The sequence below is a fragment of the uncultured Rhodoblastus sp. genome, assembly GCF_903903185.1.
In the GTDB taxonomy this organism is placed as follows: domain Bacteria; phylum Pseudomonadota; class Alphaproteobacteria; order Rhizobiales; family Beijerinckiaceae; genus Rhodoblastus.
The window spans coordinates 59,243-80,953 of the sequence record NZ_CAIUXT010000098.1; the positions used below are offsets into that span (position 1 = coordinate 59,243).

Genomic DNA, 21,711 nt, shown 5'->3' on the forward strand with positions numbered 1-21,711 from the left:
GCGCCCATCCGCAGGGAGAACAAGCTTGCGTATTCTGATCCTCGGCGGCACGACGCAGGCGAGCCAGTTGGCGCGGGCGCTGGCGGCGCGCCCCGACATCGACCCGCTGCTGTCGCTGGCCGGGCGGACGCAAAATCCCCTGCCCGCTCCCATTCCGAGCCGCACCGGCGGCTTTGGCGGCGTCGACGGACTTTTCTCGTTTTTGGGTGCGCAAAGGATCGACGCCGTGATCGACGCCACCCATCCTTTCGCCGCGCAAATGTCGGCCCATGCGCGCGAGGCCAGCGCGCGGGCCGGCGTTGCGCTGCTGGTGTTTTCCCGGCCGCCATGGACGCCCGACGAGGGCGACGACTGGACTGACGTCGCCAATATGCAAGAGGCCGTCGCCGCGCTCGGCGAAAAACCGCGCCGGGTGTTCCTGACCCAGGGGAGGCTGCAACTCGCGGCCTTCGCCGCCGCGCCACAGCACTTTTATCTGGTGCGCGCCATCGACGAACCGGCGGAACTGGCCCTGTTGCCCAACCGACGGTTCGTCCCGGCGCGCGGCCCCTTCGCCCTGCAAGACGAGCTGGCTCTGATGCGCGAGGAAAGAATCGAAATTCTCGTCAGCAAGAACAGCGGCGGCGAAGCGACATCGGCGAAACTGCTCGCCGCGCGCCTGCTCGGCGTCAAGGTCGTGCTGGTCGCGCGCCCGCCGGGCGCCAATGCCGCCGAAGTCTTCCAGCTCGACGATGTTCTGCGCTGGATCGAAGCTCATCGCCCCGCCCCATAGGTTCGCGGCGTCAGCAACCAGGGATCGCTGTTCGGTCTTGCGATGAACCGTGTTTCCGATGAGCCGATCAACACCAGCGTCGCCATATCGACGAGACCGGGATCGGCCTGCGCCAGATCGGTGACGAGGATACGTTCGTCCGGCCGCCCGATGGCGCGGGCGAAGGCGACCGGGGTCGCGCCCTCCCTGTGCGCGCGCAGAAGATCGAAGGCGTCGAAGATCTGGCGCGGCCGCGCTTTCGAGGCAGGATTATACAGCGCGATGACGAAATCCGCCTGCGCGGCGGCGGCGAGGCGCTTGGCCACCACCTCCCAGGGTTTCAAATTGTCGGACAGCGACATCACGCAGAAATCATGGCCCAGCGGAGCGCCGAGCCGCGCCGCCGCCGCCATCGCGGCGCTGATCCCCGGCACGACGCGAATATCGAGCGCGCGCCATGCGGGATCGCCGTTTTCCACCGCTTCGAAAATCGCCGCCGCCATGCCGAACACGCCGGCGTCGCCGCCCGAAACCACCGCGACCGTGCGGCCGGTCTGCGCAAGTTCCAGAGCATGCCGGGCGCGGTCCAGCTCCACGCGGTTGTCGGAGGAAAAACGCTCCAGCCCAGCGCGCGCCGGCACGCGATCGGTATAGGGCTGGTAGCCGATCAACGCGTCGGCCTGCGCCAGCGCGTCGCGCGCTTCCGGAACCAGCCAGCAGTCCGGGCCCGGTCCAAGGCCAATGATGAATAATTGGCCGGTCATGGCCGCCTGCCCTGCCCGGCGATCAGAATAATGGCGAAATAGGGCGCGACATCGTCCGGCTTGTCCTTGAGCGCCATGATTTTCTCGCCCGCCATCGTGCCGCGCTCGACATAGAGCGCCCGCTCATAATGGCCGCTATGGCGCAGGACCTCGCGGATTTTCGCAAAATTCTGGCCGATTTTCATGATCACGGCGGCGTCGGTGTGGCGAAGTCTTTCCGCCAGAATTTCCGGCGGCAAGGAGCCTGGCAGGACGGTGAGAATATCGTCGCCCCAGGTCATGGCCTCGCCCGCCGCCGACCAGCACCCGGCCATGCCGGCGACACCTGGCACCACGGTGACGGCGAAACGCGGCTTGAGCCGGATGTAGAGATGCATGAACGAGCCATAGAACAAGGGATCGCCCTCGCTCAGGATCGCCACGTCGCGCCCGTTGGACAGTTCGGCGGCGATGGCTTCGGCGGCCTGTTGGTAAAATTGCGCCAGCAGGCGATTATAGGCGGGATCGGCAACCGGAATTTCCGTCGTCACCGGATAATAAAGCGGCATTTCCTCGGCGCTCGCCGGAATCCAGCGATCGACGATGGCGCGGGCGTTGCCGCGCCGCCCCGCCTTGGCGAAAAAAGCGATGACCGGGGTCGTCTCGATCACCCGCACCGCCTTCACCGTCAGGAGTTCCGGATCGCCCGGGCCGAGCCCCACGCCGTAAAGACGCCCCGCGCTCATTCCCTGTCGCTCGCCAGCGCATTGATCGCGGCGGCGGCCATGGCGCTGCCGCCTTTTCGCCCGCGCATCGCGATTACGCCCACGCGCCCGTCGGCGATCGCAGCCTCCTTGGATTCGCGCGCTCCAACGAACCCGACCGGCATGGCGAGGATCAAGGCCGGCGGCGGCGCGCCGGCGTCGAGCATTTCGAGGAGATGGAACAAGGCCGTCGGCGCATTGCCGAAAGCGACCACCGCGCCTTGCAGATGCGGGCGCCAGAACTCCATCGCGGCGGCGGTGCGCGTGGTGTTCATCTCCCGCGCCAGACCGGCGACGCGCGGATCGGTCAAAGTACAAATGACGTCGTTGTTTTTCGGCAGTCGCGCGCGGGTCACGCCATGGGCGACCATATTGGCGTCGCAAAGAATTGCCGCCCCGGCGGCCAGCGCCTCGATTCCCGCCTTGGCGGCGCCTTGTGAAAAATAAAGCTTCGGCGCGATTTCGACCATGCCGCTGGCATGGATGATCCGCACCGCGACGCGCTCCTCCAGCGCGTCGAAACGCGCCAGATCGGCTTCGCTGCGGATGATGGCGAAGGAGTTTCGGTAAATTTCCGCGCCGTCGCGAATATAGTCGTAGCTGCCGCTCACACGCGCGCTCCAGCAGAAATCCGGTGCAGTTCTTGTTGGCACGCGGCGAGATCGAGACCCCGCGCCACGGGTTCATCGCGCGCAAAACCATTTGGGACAAGCGAAAACCCGCCTTCGCCCGCCACCAGGGTCACGGCGCGCGCATTCAGGGCGCAGCCCTTGGCGCAGCCCGAGACATGAACGCGGCCAGAGCCAGAGCGCCAATGGGGCGCCAGAGCGAGGGCGAGCGCGCGCACGTCGCCGAGCGCGGAGGGACAGGCCGGCGCGCCCGGACAGGCGGAAAAGACCAGACGCGGGTCGCCGGCGTCGAGAATGAAGCCGTTTTTTTCGAGACGCGCGGCCAGCGCCCTGGCGCTTTGCGAGGAAAGCCCGACGGCGAGCAGGGCGCGCCAGGGCGTGAGCCGCAATTCGGCGGCGCCGCTTTCCCTGGCCGCTTCGGCGAGGGCTTCAAGCGCGTCGGCGTCGATCCGGCCAAACAGCAAACCGGCGCCGGTGAAATTCTGCTTGCCGCAATTCTGCGCGCCGAGGATTTTCCGGAAGGGCGCAGCCTCGCCCTCTCTCGCGCCGGCTGCGGCGTCGATGGATTCGTCGTCGGCGCTTCTTGCAATGACGGCGGATGAGCCTTCGAGCAAAGGCTCGACGCCGAGGCGCGCGACCAGCGCGCTCATGCGCCGGTCATTTTGGCGAAGGTCGAGAAAATTGCGCGCCAGAATTTCCGCCGCCGCGCCGATATTTTCGGGCGCCGCCCAGCCGGCCTCGACGCCGCCGAGCGCGATGCGCAGACGCGGCGCCGCGCCGCCCGAAACGGCTTTGAAATCGACGTCGGTCACGACTCCCGCAAGCGGCAGCGCGCCGCCGCCATCGACGGAAAAACCGAATTTCGCGGGCAGGTCGTGCAAGGCCTTTTCGCGCAACAGCAGCGCCTCCAGCGCCACAACCAGAGGCCGCGCGTCGATGACGGCGGTCGGATCGAAACCGGCGAGCGGGCTCGGCACGATATTGCGCACGGCTTCGGCGCGCGCATCCGGGTCGAGCAGGCCGAGCGCCGATAATTCGCGTTGCAGCGGCGCGATGTTTTGCGCGCCGACGCCGCGCATCTGCAAGTTGGCGCGCGCGGAAAGATCGAAGGCGCCATTGCCGAAGCGACGCGCCAGACGGCTGAAGGTTTTCGCGCGTTCGAAAGACAGAACGCCATTGGTCAGCCGCAGCCGGAAAATATAGCCGTCGCCGCTCAGCATCGGCGCCAGCGCGCCCGGACACCAGCCCTTGGCAGTGATTTCACTCATAGCACGCTCCTCATGCCGCGCCCCTCATGCCCGCCAATATGGCGGCGGTGGAATTGCGCCGCGAAGCCCAGAAGCCGCGCCGCTCGGCCTCGGTGAATTTTTCGGCGATCGACCGCGCGGCGCGCGGATTTTCCGCTTCGAGAAAGGCGCGCACCTCGTCGTCGCCGCAAACGGCGTCGAACAGCAGATCGAAATGCTTGCCCTCGACCGCGTCGCTCAGGGCGGCGAAGGCGAACAGATTATCCACCGTCTCGGCGATTTCCGCCGCGCCGCCATGACCATGGCGCATCATGCCGCGCAGCCAGCGCGGATTGGTCGCCCGCGCCCGCACGACGCGCGAAATTTCCTCGTTGAAGGTGCGCACTTTCGCCGCGCCGTCGCCTGTAGCATCGACATGAAAAAGGCTTGGCCTGGCGCCCAGCATCGCGGCGGCCGCCGCGAAACCGCCTTCATGGGTAGCGAAGGCGTCGGCGTTGAGAATGTCCTGCCCGGCGAGATCCTGGACATGGACGAAGGCGTCGGCGGCGCGCACCCGCTCGACGAAATTCTGCGGTCCGGGCGCCGGCGCCAGAGCCGCGCCTTCCGCCCCGAAAGCCTGCGCGCTGGCGGCGAGATATTTCTGCGCCAGTTCGTCGCGGTCGCGCCAGTTGGCGCCGGCGAGGCGCGCCGACAGATCGACGCCATAGGTGCCCTGCCCCGCGCCGAAAATGCGGCGCGGTTCGGCCTGCCCGACCAGCGGATTGTCGTCGGGGGCTTCGTCCAGACCCGCTACGGCGCGGACGGCGGCGTCGAAAGCCGCGATCTGAAGCGGAAAGACATCGCGAAACAGGCCGGAAATGCGAAGGGTCACGTCGACGCGCGGCCGCCCGAGCACCGCCAGCGGCAGGATTTCAAAGCCGCTCATCCGCGTCGAGGCGGCGTCCCAGACCGGACGCGCGCCGAGCAGGGCGAAGGCCTGCGCCAGATCGTCGCCGCCGGTGCGCATCGAGGCGCTGCCCCAAAGATCGAGCACGATGCGGCGCGGCCAGTCGCCATGATCCTGCACATAGCGCGCAATCACGTCCCCGGCGAGACGCTGGCCGATGTCCCAGGCCGTACGGGTGGGAATGGCGCGCGGATCGACGGAAAAAAGATTGCGTCCCGTCGGCAGCACATCGAGGCGCGCGCGCCCCGGCGCGCCGGAGGGGCTGGGCTCGACGAACCTGCCGCTTAACGCATGGAGAAGCGCCGTCATTTCCGCCTCGCCGCAGGCGGCGAGGCTCGAAGCCTGCCCATCGCCGAGCGCCGCCAGCCATTCGTCGCGCAACGCGCCGCGCGGCGACTGGCCGAACACATGCAGCCCGTCATTGATGCGCATTTCCTTGAGATCGCAGAGCCAGGCGTCGAGCTGGATCAAGGCCTCCTCACCTTCGCGCGCGCCGCATTCCCGCAGCAGGCCTGTGGCCTCGGCGCGCTGCAAAATCAGGTCGGCGAGCATTTTCGCGCGGCGCGAATCGAGGCCCTGGGCCTGGGCATATTCGTCGAACAGCGCTTCGATTTCCGCCGTCGCGCCATGCGCGCCCGCCGCGACCAGCGGCGGCGTGAGATGGCTGACGATGACGGCGGCGGAACGGCGCTTGGCCTGCGCCGCCTCGCCGGGATTATTGACGATGAACGGATAGACCAGCGGCACCGGGCCGAGCGCGATTTCCGGCGCGCAACCCGCCGCCAGCGCCACGCTCTTGCCCGGCAGCCATTCCAGCGCGCCATGGGCGCCGCAGTGAATCAGCGCGTCGATTTTTTCGCCCTCGCGCAGCCACATATAGAAGGCGAGAAAACCGTGGCGAGGCGCCAGCGCGCCATCGTGATAATCGCTTCTGCGGTTTTCCGCCGCGCCGCGATCGGGTTGCAGCGCGACGACGATCCTGCCGAGCCGCAGATAGCGGAACTGGAAGGCGCCGTTTTCGACCGCGCGATCCGCTTCCGGCTCGCCCCATTGCGCGTGAAGATCTTCAACGAAATCCCGAGGCAGTTTTTTCAGAAAGGCGCGATAGGCCTCGGTCGTCACCGTCGCGCGCAACGGGTCGGCCTGCAATTGTTCGATCAGTTGGGCCGGCGCCGGCGGCGGCGCGACCTCATAGCCCTCGGCGGCGAGGCGCGAAAGAATGGCGCCGGCGCTTTGCGGCGTGTCGAGGCCGATGGCGTAGCCGGCGCGCCCGGCCCTGGCGGGATAATCCGACACAATCAGCGCCAGCGCTTTTTCACCATTGCTCTTGCGCCGCAACCCGGCCCAGTTGGCGGCCAGCGCCGCGACAAAACCCACCCGCGAGTCTTCCGGTTCGTGGCGGGCCGGCGCGAATTCGAGCGCCTCGTCCCTTTCTTGCGCCGCCTTGAACGAAATGGCGCGCGTGACGATGCGCCCGTCGACTTCCGGCAGAACCACATTCATCGCGAGGTCCGCCGCCGAAAGGCCGCGCCCGGACTCCCGCCATTGCGCGATTTCGGCGCCGGAAAAAATCACCTGCAGAACGGCGGCGTCGGCGGCGTCGAGCACGCCGGCGCCGCCATCGAGCCGCGCCGAAAAAGCCGTGGCGTTGAGAATGACGTCGGGCTTTTCCGCCGCGATGCTCTCCGCCAGCAGCGCGCAGGCGGCAGGGTCCTTGAGGCTCGACACGTAGAAACTCTCGACGCGAAGATTTTTTTGCGCCAGAGCCGCCGCGAGCGCCGAGACCGGGGCGCAATCGCCGGCAAGATAGGCGCTGCGGTAGAACAGCGCCAGAGCCGTCGCCGCGCCCTCGGCCGCCGGAAAACAGGCAGGCGCGTAACGCCCGAAAACGGCGACCGGCTCCGGCGCCGCCGCCGCGCCGGAGCCTGAAATTCTGGCGCTCAGAAAATCGAGACAGGCGGCGATATTCTCCGGCCCGCTTTCGCGGAAATAGGCCCAGATCTGACGCAAATCCGCGACCGGCAGGGTCGAGGCCCGGTCGAGCCGCTCATCCTCCATGAAGTCGCCGGGAACGATCGCCAGGGCGAAACCCTGTTTGCGGGCGGCGGCGGCGATTTCCTCGACGCCATAGCGCCAGTAATCCATGCCGCCGAGCAGCCGCACCAGCACGATTTTGGCGCGCGCGCAGACCTTTTCGATATAAAGATCGACCGAATAGGGATGTTTGAGCCGTTCCAGCGCCGCCAGCCGGAGGGTCGGGTGGCGAACGCCGTCATGGGCGGCGGCGAGCAGCGACAGATCGCTGCCGGCAAAGGACAAGGCGACAATGTCCGCAGGCGATTGTTCGAGATCGACGGCCTGCGCCGCCTCGTCGAAAGATCGCCGGTCGTTGCGGACGAGATGCATGATTTTAAGCCGAGAGCGCCGCGGCGATCGCTGCGCGATTGAAGCCTTTTTGTCCGATCACCACCAGCTTGCCGCCGCGCGGCTCGCCGGCGCGCCAGGGCCGGTCGAACTGGTGCGAGAACCGCGCGCCGACGCCCTGAACCAGCAGACGCATCGGCTTGCCCGCGACTTCGGCGAAACCCTTGATCCGCAGCACGTCATGTTCGCGCGCCACGCGCGCGAGTTTTTCCGACAGAGCGCCGGCGTCGGCGACCGAATCCAGCGCCACGATGAAGGTCTCGAAATCGTCGTGGTCGTGCCCCTCTTCCGCATCATGATGCGACGGCCGGGCGAGAAGATCGTCCTCGGCGGCGGCGGCGAGACCGAGCAGCACGTTGACGTCGAGCCGGCCTTCGCGCGTCGCCAGAACCTTGATCGCGCGCGGAATTTGCGCCTCGATTTCGGCGCGGGTTTTTTCCAGCGCCTCCGGGGAGAGGAGATCGACCTTGTTGAGCAGGATCAGGTCGGCGCAGAGCAATTGATCCTCGTAGACCTCCTCGAGCGGATTGTCGTGATCGAGCGAGGGGTCGCGCGCGCGCTGGGCGGCGAGTTTTTCCTCGTCGTCGGCGAAACGTCCCTCCGCCACGGCGGCGGCGTCCACCACCGCGATCACGCCGTCCACCGTAAGCCGGGCGCGGATCTGAGGCCAGTCGAAGGCTTTGACCAGCGGCTTGGGCAAAGCGAGGCCGGAGGTCTCGATCAGGATGTGGTCGGGGCGCGGTTCGCGCGCCAGCAATCCCTCGATGGCGGGCAGGAAATCGTCGGCGACGGTGCAGCACAGGCAACCATTGGCCAGTTCGACGATATTGTCCTCGGGACAGGAATCGACGCCGCAATTCTTGAGGATTTCGCCATCGACGCCGACATCGCCGAATTCGTTGATCACCAGCGCGAGGCGGCGGCCGCCGGCGTTCGCCAGAACGTGGCGGATCAAAGTGGTCTTGCCCGCGCCGAGGAAGCCCGTGACGATGGTGACGGGAATTTTGGCGAGTCCGGTCGTTTGGGCGAGTCCTGGAATTCTGCCGGCCATTGTGCGCGCTCCATCGGGGACGCGCGGCGAAAAATCGCCATCCGGCCGGGGAAAGGACCGCCGCCGAACCGCGACGGGAGCGCCCCGCCCATCGCGTTGGTATTGGCCGACGGCAGGTCTCCTGGCTCACGGGTCAAGCGCCTCGCGCCGCCTTCCCGATCCCACGCGGATCAGTGGCTTGTGGCGTCCGGCTTCCCGTTCACAGTTGCGGGGGCAGCGCGGTTCAGGACTGGCTCGTCCAGCCCTGCCGCATTCCCTTGAAACCCCTCATGCCGAGGGGACCGTCAGGCCGTTCTTGTTAGGCGCGGCGGCGACGCAAGTCAATCTTGGCGGGACCCCGCCTTGCGCGGCGCGCCGGACAGGCGGCGGTCAAAAAAACGCCCCCGGAAATTCAGGGGCGCTTTTTTGGACTTGGATCGAATGCGACGATCAGAAGGCCTTGTCGGCCACAACGACCCTGGTGCCGATATGGACGCGATTATAGAGATCGATCACGTCGATGTCGCGCATGCGGATGCAGCCCGACGACACTTTCTGGCCGATTTTCTCGGGCTCATTGGTGCCATGGATGCGATACATCGTGTCCTTGTCGCCCTGGAAAAGGTAAAGCGCGCGCGAACCGAGCGGATTGTCCGGACCGCCGGGCAGGCCCCCCGCCTCGGCGGTCGGCTTCAGATGCGGCCAGCGCTCCAGCATGTCGGCGGGCGGCATCCAGCGCGGCCATTCCGCCATTTTGCCGACCGTCGCCTCGCCGGTCCAGCCGGCGGCGTCCCGGCCCGTGGCGACGCCATAGCGCACCGCCTTCTTGTTCGGCAGCGAAAAATACAGGAAATTCCTGTACGTATCGACGGTGATCGTGCCCGGAGCCGCGCCGGTGGGATCTTCGACGATATACCGCCCGTATTCCCCGCCGACGTTGGCCTGGGGCGCGAGCGACATGAATTCCTTGTCCTTGGCGTTCAAGGACGGATCCGGAGTGCTGGCGCCGGTGACGCCGCACCCCGACAGCGCCGCAGAAACCAGCGCGATGCTCGCGATAGCCCGATAATTCATTTTTTCGCCCCAGTTTTGCGCCGCCCGCGCCAAAATTCACTCCTTACTTACCATAAACGATCCTTGCGTCACGCCGAAGGATCCCGACTTTCCGGTGTCGGCCTGAAATTAACAGCGCTTGTGGCTCGCGTGCAACAGTATCGCGGAAAAAGCTCAAATCGGAACAAATTCCTGCATGCCCAGTCGCCCTCGGCTTTCGGCTGGATTTTCCTCGCCACTTCCTTGAAAAGGCGTGGATTTGCCGCTAGACTTTAGACGTAAACCTTAAACTCTGTTGGACAGCCGGAAGGAATGGCGCGATGTTCAACGCGAAACCGTCATGCCGGCGATCAAATCTTGCTTTCCGGTCGAACCCGCTGTTGTCCGCGCGCCCTCACCCGGCGACGAGGCAGGGCGACTTCAGTTTATGGGCCTGAATTGAATACGCTTTTGATTACACATCCGTCTGGATTGGCGCATGACAATGGACCGGGCCATCCCGAAAGACCGGATCGCGTTCGCGTCATCGAACGCATCCTCGAACATGAAAAATTCATGACGCTGATCCGGGAACAGTCGGGACTGGGTGTCCGCGATCAGGCGCTTCGCGTTCACCCGGAGTCCTATCTCCAGGCCCTGGAAGAGACTTCGCCGCGCGATGGTTACGCCCGGCTCGACGGCGACACCACCATGAGCCCCGGCACATTGCATGCGGCTTTCCATGCCATCGGAGGCGCCTGTCAGGCGGTGGACGAGGTCATGCGCGGCGACGTCGACAATGCCTTCGTCGCCATGCGGCCGCCCGGCCATCATGCCGAACGCGCGACGCCGATGGGCTTCTGCTTCTTCAACAACGCCGCCGTCGCGGCGCGCCACGCCATGGCCGCTCACGGCGCGCAACGCGTCGCCATCATGGATTTCGACGTTCACCACGGCAATGGCACGCAGGATATCTTCTGGTCGGACCCCAATGTGATGTATAGCTCGACCCATGAGATGCCGCTCTATCCCGGCACCGGTTCGACGAGCGAGCGCGGCGAGTACAATAATATCGTCAACGCCCCGCTGAGCGCCGGCGACGATGGCGCGCATTTCCGCGAGGCGATGGAAGTCGTCATCCTGCCGCGCATTCAGGATTTCAATCCCGATCTCATCCTTATTTCCGCCGGTTTCGACGCCCATCGCCGCGACCCGCTGGCCAATCTCAATCTGGTCGAGGCGGATTTCGCCTGGGCGACGGCGAAGCTGATGGATGTCGCCGACCGCAAATGCGGCGGCAGGGTCGTCTCCCTGCTCGAAGGCGGCTATGATCTCGACGGGCTGGCGCGCTCGGTCGCAGCCCATGTCATCACCTTGATGGGCATGTGACCCGCCATCCTCCCGCATTTGGCGCGGGACGGCTCGACTTCCCGGAAGAGCGAACGCGAACGCCCGCCTGAGGCTGGCGGATGTTCCGCCGCCCCGCCGGCGGAGGCTTCAGGCGGGGGCTTCAGGCAGCTTGGCCGCCGACGCGCCGGATCGTGGCTACGGGGCGCTCGAAGCGCATTTCGCCGGCTTCGGCGGGCGCCCGTTCGGGCGCGAAAAACTCGTAGGCCACGGCCGCGAGGCCAATTTCACGATAAAGCCGCGACTGAAGATCGCGCGCGTCCTGGCGGCGCGGTTTCGCCGGCGTGAGAATGACGTGTTGTTCGCTCATGATGGAAACTCGCTCGACACGGAACCAACCCGGAATTTACCCCAATGACGAAAGGTAAGTCCCTTGACCCGACTTTGCGCGATTTAGGTAAAGCGGAGGTTAACCCGAGCCTACGGGCGTTGTCCCGGAAACGCCTCATCGCGCGAAACCAGGCGGCCGCGGCGTCAAGGCGACGGCGGGGCGCAAAAGCCGCCAAGCTCTTTTTCCAGCAGGGCGGCGATGGCGACGGCGCTGCGGTCCTCGTCGAAGGCGCAGAGAATCTGCACGCCACAGGGCAGGCCCGACGCATCGCGGCCGACGGGCGCGACCGCCGCCGGCAAACGGGCGAGCGAGGCGAGGCTCGCCCATTTCAAGAGGTCGTAATAGGGCAAGGCGCCGGCGCTGGTCTCCAGCCGCCTGGCGAAAAAATCCGGCGTGAAATCGTGACGGATCGCGGCGCAGGGCGCGGGCGGGCAGAGGATAGCGTCATACTCCGCGAAAAAGGCGGCAAAAGCCTTGTCGATCGCGGTCCGCCGCTCCATCATCCGGCTGAAAACGGCGGCGTCGAGCCGCGCCGCGCGCGCCTGCATCGCCGGATAGGAGGGATCGTCGGCGTCGAAAAATTTGCCGCACGCGGCGATCTCCTCCCGCGCCTCGGCCGGCGTTCCGGCGAAACCAATGGCGAAATTGAGGAAGGCGTAGATTTCAAACGCCTCCCTGAATGAAAACGCCGGCCGCGCCGCGACGTCAACGCGGGCGCCGGCCTTGCGCAAGGCCTCCGCCGCCATGAGGACGCCGTACGCCACCGCCGCGTCGACCGGGGCGAAACCGGGCTCCAGCCAAAGGGCCAGCCGCAGGTCTTCGGGCCGTGTTTTTCGCGCCTTGCGCAGAAAGGCCGGACCTTGCGCATTCAACGGCCCGGCGGCGACCGACAGCACGAGATCGAGATCGCCGCTGGAGCGCGCCAGCGGCCCGGCCACCGCGAGATCGGGAGGGTTTTTCAGGCGCATCGCCGGAAGCGGCGGGATATGGCCAAACAGCGGAATCTGGCCCCAGGAGGTCTTCAGGCCGAACAGTCCGCAGGCATGGGCCGGCCAGCGGATCGAGCCGCCTAGGTCCGAGGCCAGTTCGAAGGCGCAGAAGCCGGAAGCCGCCGACGCCGCCGCGCCGCCGGAGGAGCCGCCCGGCGAGCGCGACAGATCGAAGGGATTGGCCGAGACCCCGTAAAGTTCGCTGTAGGTCTGGAAATCGCCGGTCAGCCGGGGAACATTGCTCTTGGCCAGCACGATGGCGCCCGCCGCGCGCAGCCGCGCCACTGCGAGAGCGTCGCTTCGCGGTCGATGATCCGCCAACTCCATCGCGCCGCAGCTCGTCGTCAGGCCTTGCGTCTCGAAACTGTCCTTGACGGTGATCGGCAGGCCTTCGAGCGCCCGCGCCTCGCCACGATCGAAACGAGCGTCGGCAACCGCCGCCGCGCGCATCGCCGCCTCGAAATCATAGGCCGCCAGCGCGTTGATCGCCGGATTGCGTTGCAGGATGCGCTCCCACACCGCGTCCAGCAACTCGCGGGCGGAAAACTTGCGCTGACCCAGCCCGTGACGCCAGTCGATGGCGGAGGCGGCGAAAAATTCTTCGTCGAAAGCCTTGAACCCGGCCTTTCGCGTTGGCTCGCTCAAGCTTTGACGCCCTGTTGCGCGGCATCGTTCTGCTTGCGGATGAGGTCGCGCAATTCGACCAGCAGGTCTTCGAACAAGGCGAGCCTTTCGGGCGCGACGCGGCCGAAGGTCTCGGCGACGAAGGCCGTCTGCGCCTCGATGCCGCGTTTCGCCAATTCCCGCCCCGCCGGCGTCAGATGGATGGCGTGCGAGCGCCGGTCGCCCTCCAGCGGCCGGCGCTCAACCAGACCGGCGGCGACAAGCCGGTCGATGAGACCGGAAATATTGCCCTTGGTGACATAGAGCCGAGCCGCCAGATCCTGCTGCGACACGCCCTCCTGTTCGGACAGCGTTGTCAGCACGTCGCATTGCGGCACCGAAAGATCGAGGGCGCGCAGCCGGTTGGCGATCGCCAGACGGCTGCGGGTATTCAGTCGGACCAGGCGGAACCACACGCGCAAGGCTTCATTCTGGTTGGCCATTTTCCCGCCCGGCTTGTTCTGGTGCGCCTCAAACTACCCGCCGGGGGGGACCGTCGCAAGGCCGGTCGCGGCCCACTGGTTTTCAGCCCCGCGCCTGGGCGTGCCGAGTCGGCTGGGCCGGAGCGCCGGTCCATTCGCTATGGGCGGGGATGGATTCGCCCTTCATCACGATGGTCAGCGGCCCCAGCCGCGCAAAATCGCCGACATGCGAATCATAGAGCACGGTCGAACCGGCGCCGACGACGACGCCGTCGCCGAGTTTCACCCGCCCGACCTTCATCACCCGGTCCTCGTAGAGATGGGTCTGCAAGGCGCATTGCGCATTGAGACAGCAGAAATCGCCGACTTCGACGCAATCGAATTCGGTGATGTCGGTCATGTCGATCACGCATCCCTTGCCGAATTTCGCGCCGAACAGGCGCAATAGCCAGGGCAGGAAGGGCGTGCCGCGCAAATGTTCGAGCATCACCTTTCCCGCGAGGCCCCAGTAGAGCACTGCCACCGCCTCGGTGCGCATCGCCCACCACGACCACATCGGCTTGGTCATCGGCTCGTAGCGGCCCATCGTCGCCCATTTGACGCCGATGACGATCAGGGTCATCGCCGCCGCGATCATCGTCGAGGAGGCGACGAACATCCAGAACACCCGGCCATAGGCGCCCTCCAGCATGGACGGGCCGAACCATTCGATCGACCAGGTGCCGAAAGTGATGAACAGCATGGTCGGCAGCGAAATATGGACGGCCTCGAAAGCCGCGCGCGCGAATTTCTTCCATTTCGGCGCTTCGTAGGTCCAGGTCGAACCGCCGCCGTCGAATTTCTGCCGCACCGGCAACTTGATCGGCGGCGAGCCGAACCAGGTGTCGCCGGGCGACATCTCGTCATTGGCCGGCGGCTTGGATTTGATCCCGATCAGCGCGCCATCGGGGACGATCGCCCCTGGCGGCAACACGCCGTCATTGCCGATGAACACGCGGGAGCCGGTTTTCAGTTTTTCGAGCTTCATCCAGCCGCGCCGGATTTCCTCGTCGCCGAGGATAACCTCATCGGCGATGAAACACTTTTCGCCGATCTCGACCAGATCGTAGCGTCCGGCGAGATTGGTCGAAATCTCCGAATCCTTGCCGATCTTCGCGCCCATCAGGCGATACCAGGCGCGCATATAGACGGTCGCATAAAGCGAGGAGAGCGTCTCCAGCGTCACTTCGACCGCCAGCGCCACCGCCCATTTGCGCATGTAGAACCACGAAAATACCGAATAATAGCCCTCGCGCACGACCGGCAGCACCGTCCAGCGCACCACGGCGATGAAGGCCACCGTCACCAGCACCATGACGAAGGAGGTCGGCCAGGCCATGATCGGAATGGCGGCCATGTAGAGCATCCGGCTGGTCGCGGCGAGGCCGAGCGCTTCGTCGATACGGTCGAACACCCAGAAGGCCGGGAACAGCGGCAGCAGGCCGACCGGCGGGATCGCCAGCAGCAACAGCGCATAAAGGAAGGTCTGGAAACCATGCCTGGCCTGGCCGACCTCGGCGAAGGGACGCAAGCTTTCCTTGTCCACCGAACCGACGCAGCGGCCCGGCGAGCCATCCCATATTTCCCAGGCGGCGACCCGGTTATGCGGCGCGATCGCGGTGAGGTCGCGCAATTCGGCGCCCTCCTCCAGCACGACATGATCCTCGAGGACGCAGGACGAACCGACGCAGCAATCGGGTCCGATGTCGATCGGCCCGACGATCATTTCCGCGCCCTCGAAAGTGACGTTGGACAATTTGACCTTCGACCCGATGGTCGTGCCCGCGCCGATCGAGACGAGATCGATCGCGCCGATCTCGACCTCGGAAATATTGCAGTCGTCGCCGACCTTCGCGCCGAGCGCCTGAAAATAGACGCGCATCAGCGGCGACCCCTGGAGCCATTTGAGGTGGGTCAGGTTGAGCATCCGCTGCACCAGCCACCAGCGGAAATAATAGACGCCCCAAAGCGGATAGCGCCCCGGCTTGAACCGGCCGATCACGAGCCATTTGGTCGCTATCGCAAGGATCAGGGTAAGGATGTTGACGATGACATAGACGCCGAGCAGCGAGGTGATTTCCCGCCAGATGCTGGCGTCGGCGTCGGTCAGCAGCATGTAGGAAACGAAAATGCCGAGCCATTGGGCCGTGGACAGAGCCAGCAGAAAGGGCACGACGACGGCCTGGGCGAGGCCGCACAGGAAGCGCCGCAGCAGGGGCGGCGGCTCGAACGTCAGATCCTTGGGCGCGCCGCTCAGGCTCGCCTTTTCGTCGAGCAAAGCAGCGATGGCGCGCAAGGAGCGCCCGGAATACATGTCCTGCAAGGTGACGCCCGCGAGCGACGGGGTCTGGCGCACCAGCGAGACGAAACGCGCCGCCAGCAGCGAATGGCCGCCGAGATCGGTGAAGAAATCGGCGTCGAAGGGGATGGGTTGCGGCGGCAGCACCTTTTGCGCCGCGTCGAGCAGCAGCGCTTCGGTCGGGGTTTGCGGCTCCTCCTGATCCTCGGCGGAAACCGCGGCGGTGAGCGTCGCCTGTTTGAGGGCGTTGCGATTGACCTTGCCCGATGACAGACGCGGCAGCGCATCGCGCGTTTCATAGCGCGCCGGGACCATGTAGACCGGCAAGCTGGCGCGCAGATCGGCGCGGATCGCCTTGGGATCGAGCGTCTCGCCCTTCTCCGGGACGAGGAAGGCGACGAGCTGGTCGAGACCATCGTCGTGGCGCAGCACCACCGCCGCCTGATGGACGCCGGGATAATCGGCGAGCTTCGATTCGATCTCGCCGAGTTCGACGCGAAAGCCGCGAATCTTGACCTGATCGTCGATGCGTCCGCGAAAGGCGATGTTGCCGTCCGCCAGCATCGCCACGGCGTCGCCCGAGCGATAGAGGATCGGATCGGCGCCCGTGCGGTCGAACGGATTGGCGATGAACTTCTCCGCCGTCAGCGCCTCGCGCTTGAGATAGCCGCGCGCCACGCCCGGCCCGCCGATCAGCAATTCGCCCTCGACGCCGCGTTCGAGCAGATTATTGGCCTCGTCGGCGACATAGCAGGAATAATTGGCGATCGGGCCGCCGATGCTGACCGGCGCGTCCGGCAGGACCACCGCGACGGTGGCGACCACCGTCGCTTCGGTCGGGCCATAGGAGTTGAAAATGGTGCGTCCCGGCCTGTGCCAGCGCGCGGCGGTCGCCGGCGGGCAGGCCTCGCCGCCGAGAATGATCACCCGCAGGGTCGCGATGTCGCGCGGCATCAGCGCCAGCAGCGTCGGCACGGTGTCGAGCACCGTCACGCCGATCTCCTCCATCAGGTCCGGCAGCGCCTCGGCCTCGCCCATGACCTCCGGCGTGGCGACAAACAGCGTCGCGCCGACGAGATAGGGTATCCAGATTTCCTCCATCGACAGGTCGAAGGCGATGGAGGCGCCCTGGAACACGATGTCGGATTTGCCGATTTTATAGGTCTCGTTGGCCGAGCGCAGATAATGGCAGATGTTGCGGCCGGTGACGACAATGCCCTTGGGCGCGCCGGTCGAGCCGGACGTATAGATCATATAGGCCGGATGGTCCGGCGTGGCGCCGTTTTTCCGCGCATCGACCGGGCTCTGGTCGCTGGCGTCGATCAGGTCGGCCTCGGTCAGGATCGGCGTGGCGACGGCGGCGCGCGCCTTGACGGCGAAAGCCTCCGACGTCAGCAGGCCCCTGGCCTCCGCGTCGCGCAGGCAGAGAGCGATCCGCTCGACCGGCGCGTCGGCGTCGAAAGGCAGCCAGGCGGCGCCGGTCTTGGCGATGGCGATCTGGCCGATCAGCAATTCCGGCCCGCGCGGTCCCCACAGGCCGACGACGTCGCCGGGGCCGATCCCACGCCGGACCAGGCCGCGCGCCAGCGCCGTGGCCTCGCGATCGATCTGGCCATAGGTGAGCTTGCGCTCCATCGTGCTCATCGCGACCGCCTGTGGCCCGGCGGCGACGGTGGCGGCGAAAATCTCGGTCAGCAGTTCGTCGCGCAGCAGATCGGGCCGCACCGCGCCGCGCAGGACGGCAAGCGAGACCGGGGCGCGGACCGCAGCAGACTGGAGGTCCGTCGCTATTGCCGAATCGACTTCAGTCATCGCCGTTCCCGTCGCCTTGCCTGGTCCCGGCTTTGCGCGAGCCGGAATTTCGCCATAGCACAGGATCGCCCGCACTCCTACCCGCAAAGCCGGCGGTTTGCATGACCCAATCGCGCCCCGTTGGCGGCACGCTTTGCCGGCGGCGCGGCGGAAGTTCAGGCAGTGGCGCGGTTCATGGTTGCGTTTTTTGGCGCGCGAGACGAAAGATGCGGCGTAACAGGCGACTAGCGGCTTGCAGGAGGCACGATGGCCAGATGGTTGAGATTGGGCGCGCTGGCGGCGCTTTGCGCGCTCGTCGGCGGCTGCGACCCCTGCGGCGGCCCGCTCAAATTCAGCAAATTCCCCGGCGTCTGCAATTACGGCCAGCCGAAATAGCGTCGAGCCTGACTTTTCCGCCATCTGCGGCGGCTTGACGGTTGAGGACGCATTTTGAACCAGCGCCTGAAGCAAAGGCCGGTAGCGCGGCCGGAAAAATCCATCGGACTGATCGGCCTCGGCGCGTTCGGCCGGCTGATCGCCGCCCATCTCGGCGCGCATTTTCCGATTCTCGGCCATGACCCCGCCGCCGACGGCGATGTCAAGGGCGTGACCTTGCGTCCGCTGGCCGAGGTCGCCGCCTGCGACGTCGTCATCCTCGCCACCCCGGTGCCGGCGCTCGGCGCGGTGATTGCGACGATCAACCCTTATCTTCGTCCCGGCGCGCTGGTGCTCGATGTCGGTTCGGTCAAGGTGATTCCGGCGCAAATCATGCGCGCTGGCCTGCCCGCCCATGTCGATATTGTCGGCACGCATCCGATGTTCGGGCCGCAGAGCGCGCGCGGCGGCGTCAAGGGCCTGAAAATCGTGCTTTGTCCGATCCGGGGGCGCCACGCGCGGTCCATCGCCGCCTTTTTACACAAGACTTTCGGGCTCGACGCCATCATCGCCACGCCCGAGGCGCATGACCGCGAGGCGGCGATGGTGCAGGGCCTGACCCATCTGATCGCCAAGGTTCTGGTGGAAATGGAGCCCCTGCCCCGCAAGATGACCACCGCCAGTTTCGACCTGATTTATCGCGCCATCGACATGGTGCGCTACGACGCGCCGGAGGTCTTCTACGCCATCGAGCGGATGAACCCCTATGCGCCGGACGTGCGGCGGCGCTTTTTCGCCCTGGCGGCGGAACTGGCGGAATCGCTGGAAAAAGAAGACGAATTCAAAACGTTTGCAAGCGAAGCGGAACCCGGTTCGCATGAAGAAAACGCGTAAAAAAGCCTCAGATCCAGTCGAAACGGCCCGCTGAAAACACCAGCACCCGCCCCTGCCAGATGTCGGCGACCGGCGAGCGCTCCGCCGGCAGGCCGCCGATCAACGTCATCAGGGCGCGGGCGACGCCGCCATGCGAGACCACCACGCTCGGCGCCTGTTGCGCCTCCAGCCAGGGTTCGATCCGCCGCGCCAATTGGGCGTAACTCTCGCCGCCGGGCGGCGTGAAATTCCATTTGTCGGCTTCGCGCGCCCGGGCCAATTCAGGGTCGCGGACGCAGACCTCCGGCCAGGTCAGACCTTCCCAGCGCCCGAAAGTGACTTCGACAAGCCGGTCGTCCAGCGCGCCGCCCTCGGGCGGCAGGCCGAGTTCAACGCGCGCCAGCCGCTGGGTTTGACGCGCGCGCAGCAGCGGCGAACATTGGAAGGGCAGCGCTTCAGGATTTTCACCCCGCGAAAGCAGAAGCTTCCTGAGCTTGCGGCCGGCCCGCGCCGCCTGTTCGCGTCCCAGACGGTTGAGCGGCGGGTCCTGCCGGCCCTGAAACCGCCCCACGGCGTTCCAGTCGGTTTCGCCATGGCGCAGGAAATACAGGCGCGGCCTTGAACCCTGGGACGTACCGCCTGCGATCATTCCCTTTTGGCGATATCGGGGGCATTGGGGTTTTTCATGCCGACGACATGATAGCCGGCGTCGACGTGAAGGATTTCGCCGGTCACGCCGCGCGACATCGGCGAGAGCAGAAACACCGCGCTTTCGCCGACCTCGTCGATGGTGACGGTGCGGCGCAGCGGCGCGTTATATTCGTTCCATTTGAGAATATAGCGGAAATCGCCGATGCCCGAAGCCGCCAGCGTCTTGATCGGCCCGGCGGAAATGGCGTTGACGCGAATGTTCTTCTCGCCGAGGTCGGCGGCGAGATAGCGCACGCTGGCCTCCAGCGCCGCTTTGGCCACGCCCATTACATTGTAATGCGGCATCCATTTTTCCGCGCCGTAATAGGTCAGCGTCAGCAGGGAGCCGCCATTCTTCATCAGCTTTTCGGCGCGCTGGGCGATGGCGGTGAAGGAATAGCAGGAGATCGCCAGCGAGGTTTTGAAATTTTCCTCGGAAGTATCGACATAGCGGCCGGTCAATTCGTCCTTGTCGGAAAAAGCGATGCAATGGACGACGAAATCCAGTTCGCCCCAAAGTTTCGCGACCTCGGCGAAAACCGCGTCGATCGAGGCGGCGTCGGTCACATCGCATTCCCCGACCACATGGGCGTCGAGTTCCGCCGCGAGCGGCCGCACCCGCCGCTCCAGCGGCTCGCCCTGGTAGGTCAGGGCGATCTCGGCCCCCGCCAGCCGGGCGGCCTTGGCGATTCCCCAGGCGATGGAGCGGTTGTTCGCCAGCCCCATGACCAGCCCGCGCTTGCCGCGCAGGACTCCCGGGTGACCGTTCAGGGCGGCGTCCACTGCTGTCATCGTCATTATGATCCCATGTCGTCTTGATGGGCCATTTAGCCTCGCGCGGCATGCGAGGCAAGTCCGCGCGCGCCGGCGCGCTTCGCGCGGCCGTGTCCGGCGCCTGACGGCTTTGCTCCGGGACAGGCGGCGCAAAAGGAAAATGCCGCCGCTTCGCCCTTGGGACCGAGGCCAAATGTTTATGCAGTGTTAATATTAAGTGACCGCCGTATTTTCCAATTGCGGCTTTCGCCGCCCCGATCCAGGGTGGCGGACGAATCGGCCGATGGCCCGGCGGGAAGGACTCTCACCGCCCGGCGGACGGACACTGCCGAATCGCTCAAACCTCAATGTTTCATCGCCACCGTGAATTCCCCGGCGGCGATGCGTTCCGGCAGGCGCCCGGCAAAACAGGCGACCGCTTCCTCGCCATAGGTTTCGACCAGCTCCTGCAGGGCCGCGAAAAGCGCGGCGTGGGCGAAGCTTTCGCTTTCGATCCCCGCGAGGATCGCCTCCGCAAAAGCCTCCGTGACAAAGGCAAGCGCCGCCCGACGTTCGTCTTCGGCGCCGGTGGGATCGACATGCGGGGAATTGGCGGGGGTCATGATGGGGCGACCTTAGCGGGCAAAGGTTTTTCAGGCGAGCGACGACTTAAGAAAGGGTTAATGGTCAAGACGCCATCCGCCAGACCGCAAAAACCGGATCAACATATTGATTTAATACGCTTTTTAAGAATTCCTGAGCGCCGTCGGCGCATCAGTTGGCGCGATATTGCGTGGAAATATCATGCGCGATCTGGCTGCCTTCGTCGAGGAACCGGCGACGCGCCAGCTGGGCGCTCGGCGTGCAGACCCGATAGCTGAATTGATAACCGCGCAGACCGCGATTGAAGGCGCCGGCCAGTTTTTCGCGGCGCGCCGGTCCGGCCCCTTCGGCGCTCATCAGCTCCTGCATCCGGTCGCGCCAAACCGCTTCCTTCGACAAAGCCGCATCCGCGGACGACGCGCCGGAAGAGGTCGCGGCGGCAGGACTGGCGGCCGGGTCGGCGCAGAGGGTCTGGAGATAGGCGAGCGCGCCCATGATCTCCGACAACCGCAGCAATTGCGGCTCGTAAGGCGGCGGCGGCGCTTCGACGACGGGCGCGGGCGCTTCGGACTTGCCTGCTCCGCTTTGCGTTTTGGCCGATTTGGACGACTTGCGCGCCTTCTCCTGCCTGGCCCGCTCCTTGGCGCGATGGGCCTTCTGCCGGGGTTCGACCGCCTCCCGCTCGCTGCGATGGACGGAGCGGCGCGGCGCGGCGCTGGGCGGATGCGACGGACGATTGTCGAAAAACGGAAAGAAGAATTGCGCCCGCGCCGGGTCGCCGCCGACCAGAACCAGCCCCAAAAGGATTCCCTTGGGTTCCAAACACCCAAAATTTCGATATTGATACATCGCTAGTTGAGAAGGTGATGATGACATTGAAACCATGCACATTCTAGAAATGCTTCTTTAA

General features: G+C 65.8%; 19 protein-coding genes and 1 riboswitch. Of the genes, 4 read left to right on the plus strand and 15 right to left on the minus strand.

Going from position 1 to position 21,711, the window contains the following annotated elements; translation table 11 throughout:
* Positions 1–25: 25 nt before the first annotated feature.
* Complete coding sequence (locus tag QZY01_RS09285; protein ID WP_294536247.1) at positions 26–772, plus strand: cobalt-precorrin-6A reductase; 747 nt, start codon at positions 26–28, stop codon at positions 770–772.
* On the opposite strand, the gene cobJ is transcribed toward QZY01_RS09285, so the two are convergent.
* From cobJ to QZY01_RS09320, 7 genes are all read right to left on the minus strand, one after another.
* Positions 754–1,515: a precorrin-3B C(17)-methyltransferase gene (gene cobJ / locus QZY01_RS09290; RefSeq protein ID WP_294536249.1), complete on the minus strand. Its 762-nt coding sequence runs from the start codon at positions 1,513–1,515 to the stop codon at positions 754–756. The genes QZY01_RS09285 and cobJ overlap by 19 nt on opposite strands.
* Positions 1,512–2,240 carry a precorrin-2 C(20)-methyltransferase gene (locus QZY01_RS09295; protein WP_294536251.1) on the minus strand — a complete coding sequence of 243 codons (729 nt, stop codon included), beginning with the start codon at positions 2,238–2,240 and terminating at the stop codon, positions 1,512–1,514. The genes cobJ and QZY01_RS09295 overlap by 4 nt, the downstream gene beginning before the upstream one ends.
* The gene (locus tag QZY01_RS09300) at positions 2,237–2,869 is read right to left on the minus strand and encodes a precorrin-8X methylmutase (RefSeq protein WP_294536253.1); all 633 of its coding nucleotides are present in this window, start codon (positions 2,867–2,869) and stop codon (positions 2,237–2,239) included. Before QZY01_RS09300 ends, QZY01_RS09295 begins: the two co-directional genes overlap by 4 nt.
* On the minus strand, positions 2,866–4,155 hold the full coding sequence (cobG, locus tag QZY01_RS09305; RefSeq protein WP_294536255.1) for a precorrin-3B synthase: 1,290 nt from the start codon (positions 4,153–4,155) through the stop codon (positions 2,866–2,868). The genes QZY01_RS09300 and cobG overlap by 4 nt, the downstream gene beginning before the upstream one ends.
* Before the next feature lie 10 nt (positions 4,156–4,165).
* Complete coding sequence (cobN, locus tag QZY01_RS09310) at positions 4,166–7,486, minus strand: cobaltochelatase subunit CobN (RefSeq protein WP_294536257.1); 3,321 nt, start codon at positions 7,484–7,486, stop codon at positions 4,166–4,168.
* A 4-nt stretch (positions 7,487–7,490) separates the two neighbouring features.
* The gene (gene cobW / locus QZY01_RS09315) at positions 7,491–8,555 is read right to left on the minus strand and encodes a cobalamin biosynthesis protein CobW (RefSeq protein ID WP_294536259.1); all 1,065 of its coding nucleotides are present in this window, start codon (positions 8,553–8,555) and stop codon (positions 7,491–7,493) included.
* Between the two features lie 93 nt (positions 8,556–8,648).
* Positions 8,649–8,856: riboswitch (cobalamin riboswitch) on the minus strand.
* Positions 8,857–8,984: 128 nt separating this feature from the next.
* Positions 8,985–9,608 carry a L,D-transpeptidase gene (locus tag QZY01_RS09320; protein WP_294536261.1) on the minus strand — a complete coding sequence of 208 codons (624 nt, stop codon included), beginning with the start codon at positions 9,606–9,608 and terminating at the stop codon, positions 8,985–8,987.
* Between the two features lie 417 nt (positions 9,609–10,025).
* Here QZY01_RS09320 and QZY01_RS09325 point away from each other — a divergent pair, with 417 nt between their 5' ends.
* The gene (locus QZY01_RS09325) at positions 10,026–10,955 is read left to right on the plus strand and encodes a histone deacetylase family protein (RefSeq protein ID WP_294536263.1); all 930 of its coding nucleotides are present in this window, start codon (positions 10,026–10,028) and stop codon (positions 10,953–10,955) included.
* A gap of 121 nt (positions 10,956–11,076) precedes the next feature.
* Here the strand turns inward: QZY01_RS09325 and QZY01_RS09330 are convergent, their stop codons facing one another.
* The 4 genes from QZY01_RS09330 to QZY01_RS09345 all read right to left on the minus strand — a co-directional run bounded on the left by QZY01_RS09330 (position 11,077) and on the right by QZY01_RS09345 (position 17,528).
* Positions 11,077–11,283, minus strand: a complete 207-nt coding sequence (locus QZY01_RS09330; protein ID WP_294536264.1) for a hypothetical protein — start codon at positions 11,281–11,283, stop codon at positions 11,077–11,079.
* A gap of 164 nt (positions 11,284–11,447) precedes the next feature.
* Positions 11,448–12,938, minus strand: coding sequence for an amidase family protein (locus tag QZY01_RS09335; protein WP_294536266.1), 1,491 nt, complete (start codon positions 12,936–12,938; stop codon positions 11,448–11,450).
* Positions 12,935–13,399 carry a MarR family transcriptional regulator gene (locus QZY01_RS09340; protein WP_294536268.1) on the minus strand — a complete coding sequence of 155 codons (465 nt, stop codon included), beginning with the start codon at positions 13,397–13,399 and terminating at the stop codon, positions 12,935–12,937. Before QZY01_RS09340 ends, QZY01_RS09335 begins: the two co-directional genes overlap by 4 nt.
* Positions 13,400–13,481: 82 nt before the next feature.
* Complete coding sequence (locus tag QZY01_RS09345; RefSeq protein ID WP_294536271.1) at positions 13,482–17,528, minus strand: Pls/PosA family non-ribosomal peptide synthetase; 4,047 nt, start codon at positions 17,526–17,528, stop codon at positions 13,482–13,484.
* Positions 17,529–17,774: 246 nt separating this feature from the next.
* On the opposite strand from QZY01_RS09345, the gene QZY01_RS09350 reads away from it, so the two are divergent.
* Together QZY01_RS09350 and QZY01_RS09355 are read left to right on the plus strand one after the other, a co-directional pair.
* Entirely contained in the window at positions 17,775–17,903 is a 129-nt protein-coding gene (locus tag QZY01_RS09350; RefSeq protein WP_294536274.1) for a hypothetical protein, read from the plus strand.
* A gap of 54 nt (positions 17,904–17,957) precedes the next feature.
* Positions 17,958–18,776 (plus strand): prephenate dehydrogenase, encoded by an 819-nt coding sequence (locus QZY01_RS09355; protein ID WP_294536276.1) that lies wholly within the window; start codon positions 17,958–17,960, stop codon positions 18,774–18,776.
* A gap of 7 nt (positions 18,777–18,783) precedes the next feature.
* Here QZY01_RS09355 and QZY01_RS09360 read toward each other — a convergent pair whose 3' ends face one another.
* The 4 genes from QZY01_RS09360 to QZY01_RS09375 form a co-directional block, all read right to left on the minus strand.
* Positions 18,784–19,404 carry a histidine phosphatase family protein gene (locus QZY01_RS09360; RefSeq protein WP_294536278.1) on the minus strand — a complete coding sequence of 207 codons (621 nt, stop codon included), beginning with the start codon at positions 19,402–19,404 and terminating at the stop codon, positions 18,784–18,786.
* Complete coding sequence (gene fabI / locus QZY01_RS09365; protein WP_294536281.1) at positions 19,401–20,243, minus strand: enoyl-ACP reductase FabI; 843 nt, start codon at positions 20,241–20,243, stop codon at positions 19,401–19,403. Before fabI ends, QZY01_RS09360 begins: the two co-directional genes overlap by 4 nt.
* 320 nt (positions 20,244–20,563) lie before the next feature.
* Positions 20,564–20,821 (minus strand): hypothetical protein, encoded by a 258-nt coding sequence (locus tag QZY01_RS09370; protein WP_294536283.1) that lies wholly within the window; start codon positions 20,819–20,821, stop codon positions 20,564–20,566.
* 151 nt (positions 20,822–20,972) lie between these two features.
* Entirely contained in the window at positions 20,973–21,602 is a 630-nt protein-coding gene (locus tag QZY01_RS09375) for a TIGR02301 family protein (protein ID WP_294536285.1), read from the minus strand.
* Positions 21,603–21,711 lie beyond the last annotated feature (109 nt).

Bases quoted from the DNA above. Each gene is read 5' to 3' on its own strand.
- cobJ (WP_294536249.1), bottom strand. From the start codon at position 1,515: ATGACCGGCCAATTATTCATCATTGGCCTTGGACCGGGCCCGGACTGC.
- QZY01_RS09295 (WP_294536251.1), bottom strand. From the start codon at position 2,240: ATGAGCGCGGGGCGTCTTTACGGCGTGGGGCTCGGCCCGGGCGATCCG.
- cobG (WP_294536255.1), bottom strand. From the start codon at position 4,155: ATGAGTGAAATCACTGCCAAGGGCTGGTGTCCGGGCGCGCTGGCGCCG.
- cobN (WP_294536257.1), bottom strand. From the start codon at position 7,486: ATGCATCTCGTCCGCAACGACCGGCGATCTTTCGACGAGGCGGCGCAG.
- cobW (WP_294536259.1), bottom strand. From the start codon at position 8,555: ATGGCCGGCAGAATTCCAGGACTCGCCCAAACGACCGGACTCGCCAAA.
- QZY01_RS09320 (WP_294536261.1), bottom strand. From the start codon at position 9,608: ATGAATTATCGGGCTATCGCGAGCATCGCGCTGGTTTCTGCGGCGCTG.
- QZY01_RS09330 (WP_294536264.1), bottom strand. From the start codon at position 11,283: ATGAGCGAACAACACGTCATTCTCACGCCGGCGAAACCGCGCCGCCAG.
- QZY01_RS09340 (WP_294536268.1), bottom strand. From the start codon at position 13,399: ATGGCCAACCAGAATGAAGCCTTGCGCGTGTGGTTCCGCCTGGTCCGA.
- QZY01_RS09345 (WP_294536271.1), bottom strand. From the start codon at position 17,528: ATGACTGAAGTCGATTCGGCAATAGCGACGGACCTCCAGTCTGCTGCG.
- QZY01_RS09350 (WP_294536274.1), top strand. From the start codon at position 17,775: ATGGCCAGATGGTTGAGATTGGGCGCGCTGGCGGCGCTTTGCGCGCTC.
- QZY01_RS09360 (WP_294536278.1), bottom strand. From the start codon at position 19,404: ATGATCGCAGGCGGTACGTCCCAGGGTTCAAGGCCGCGCCTGTATTTC.
- fabI (WP_294536281.1), bottom strand. From the start codon at position 20,243: ATGACGATGACAGCAGTGGACGCCGCCCTGAACGGTCACCCGGGAGTC.
- QZY01_RS09370 (WP_294536283.1), bottom strand. From the start codon at position 20,821: ATGACCCCCGCCAATTCCCCGCATGTCGATCCCACCGGCGCCGAAGAC.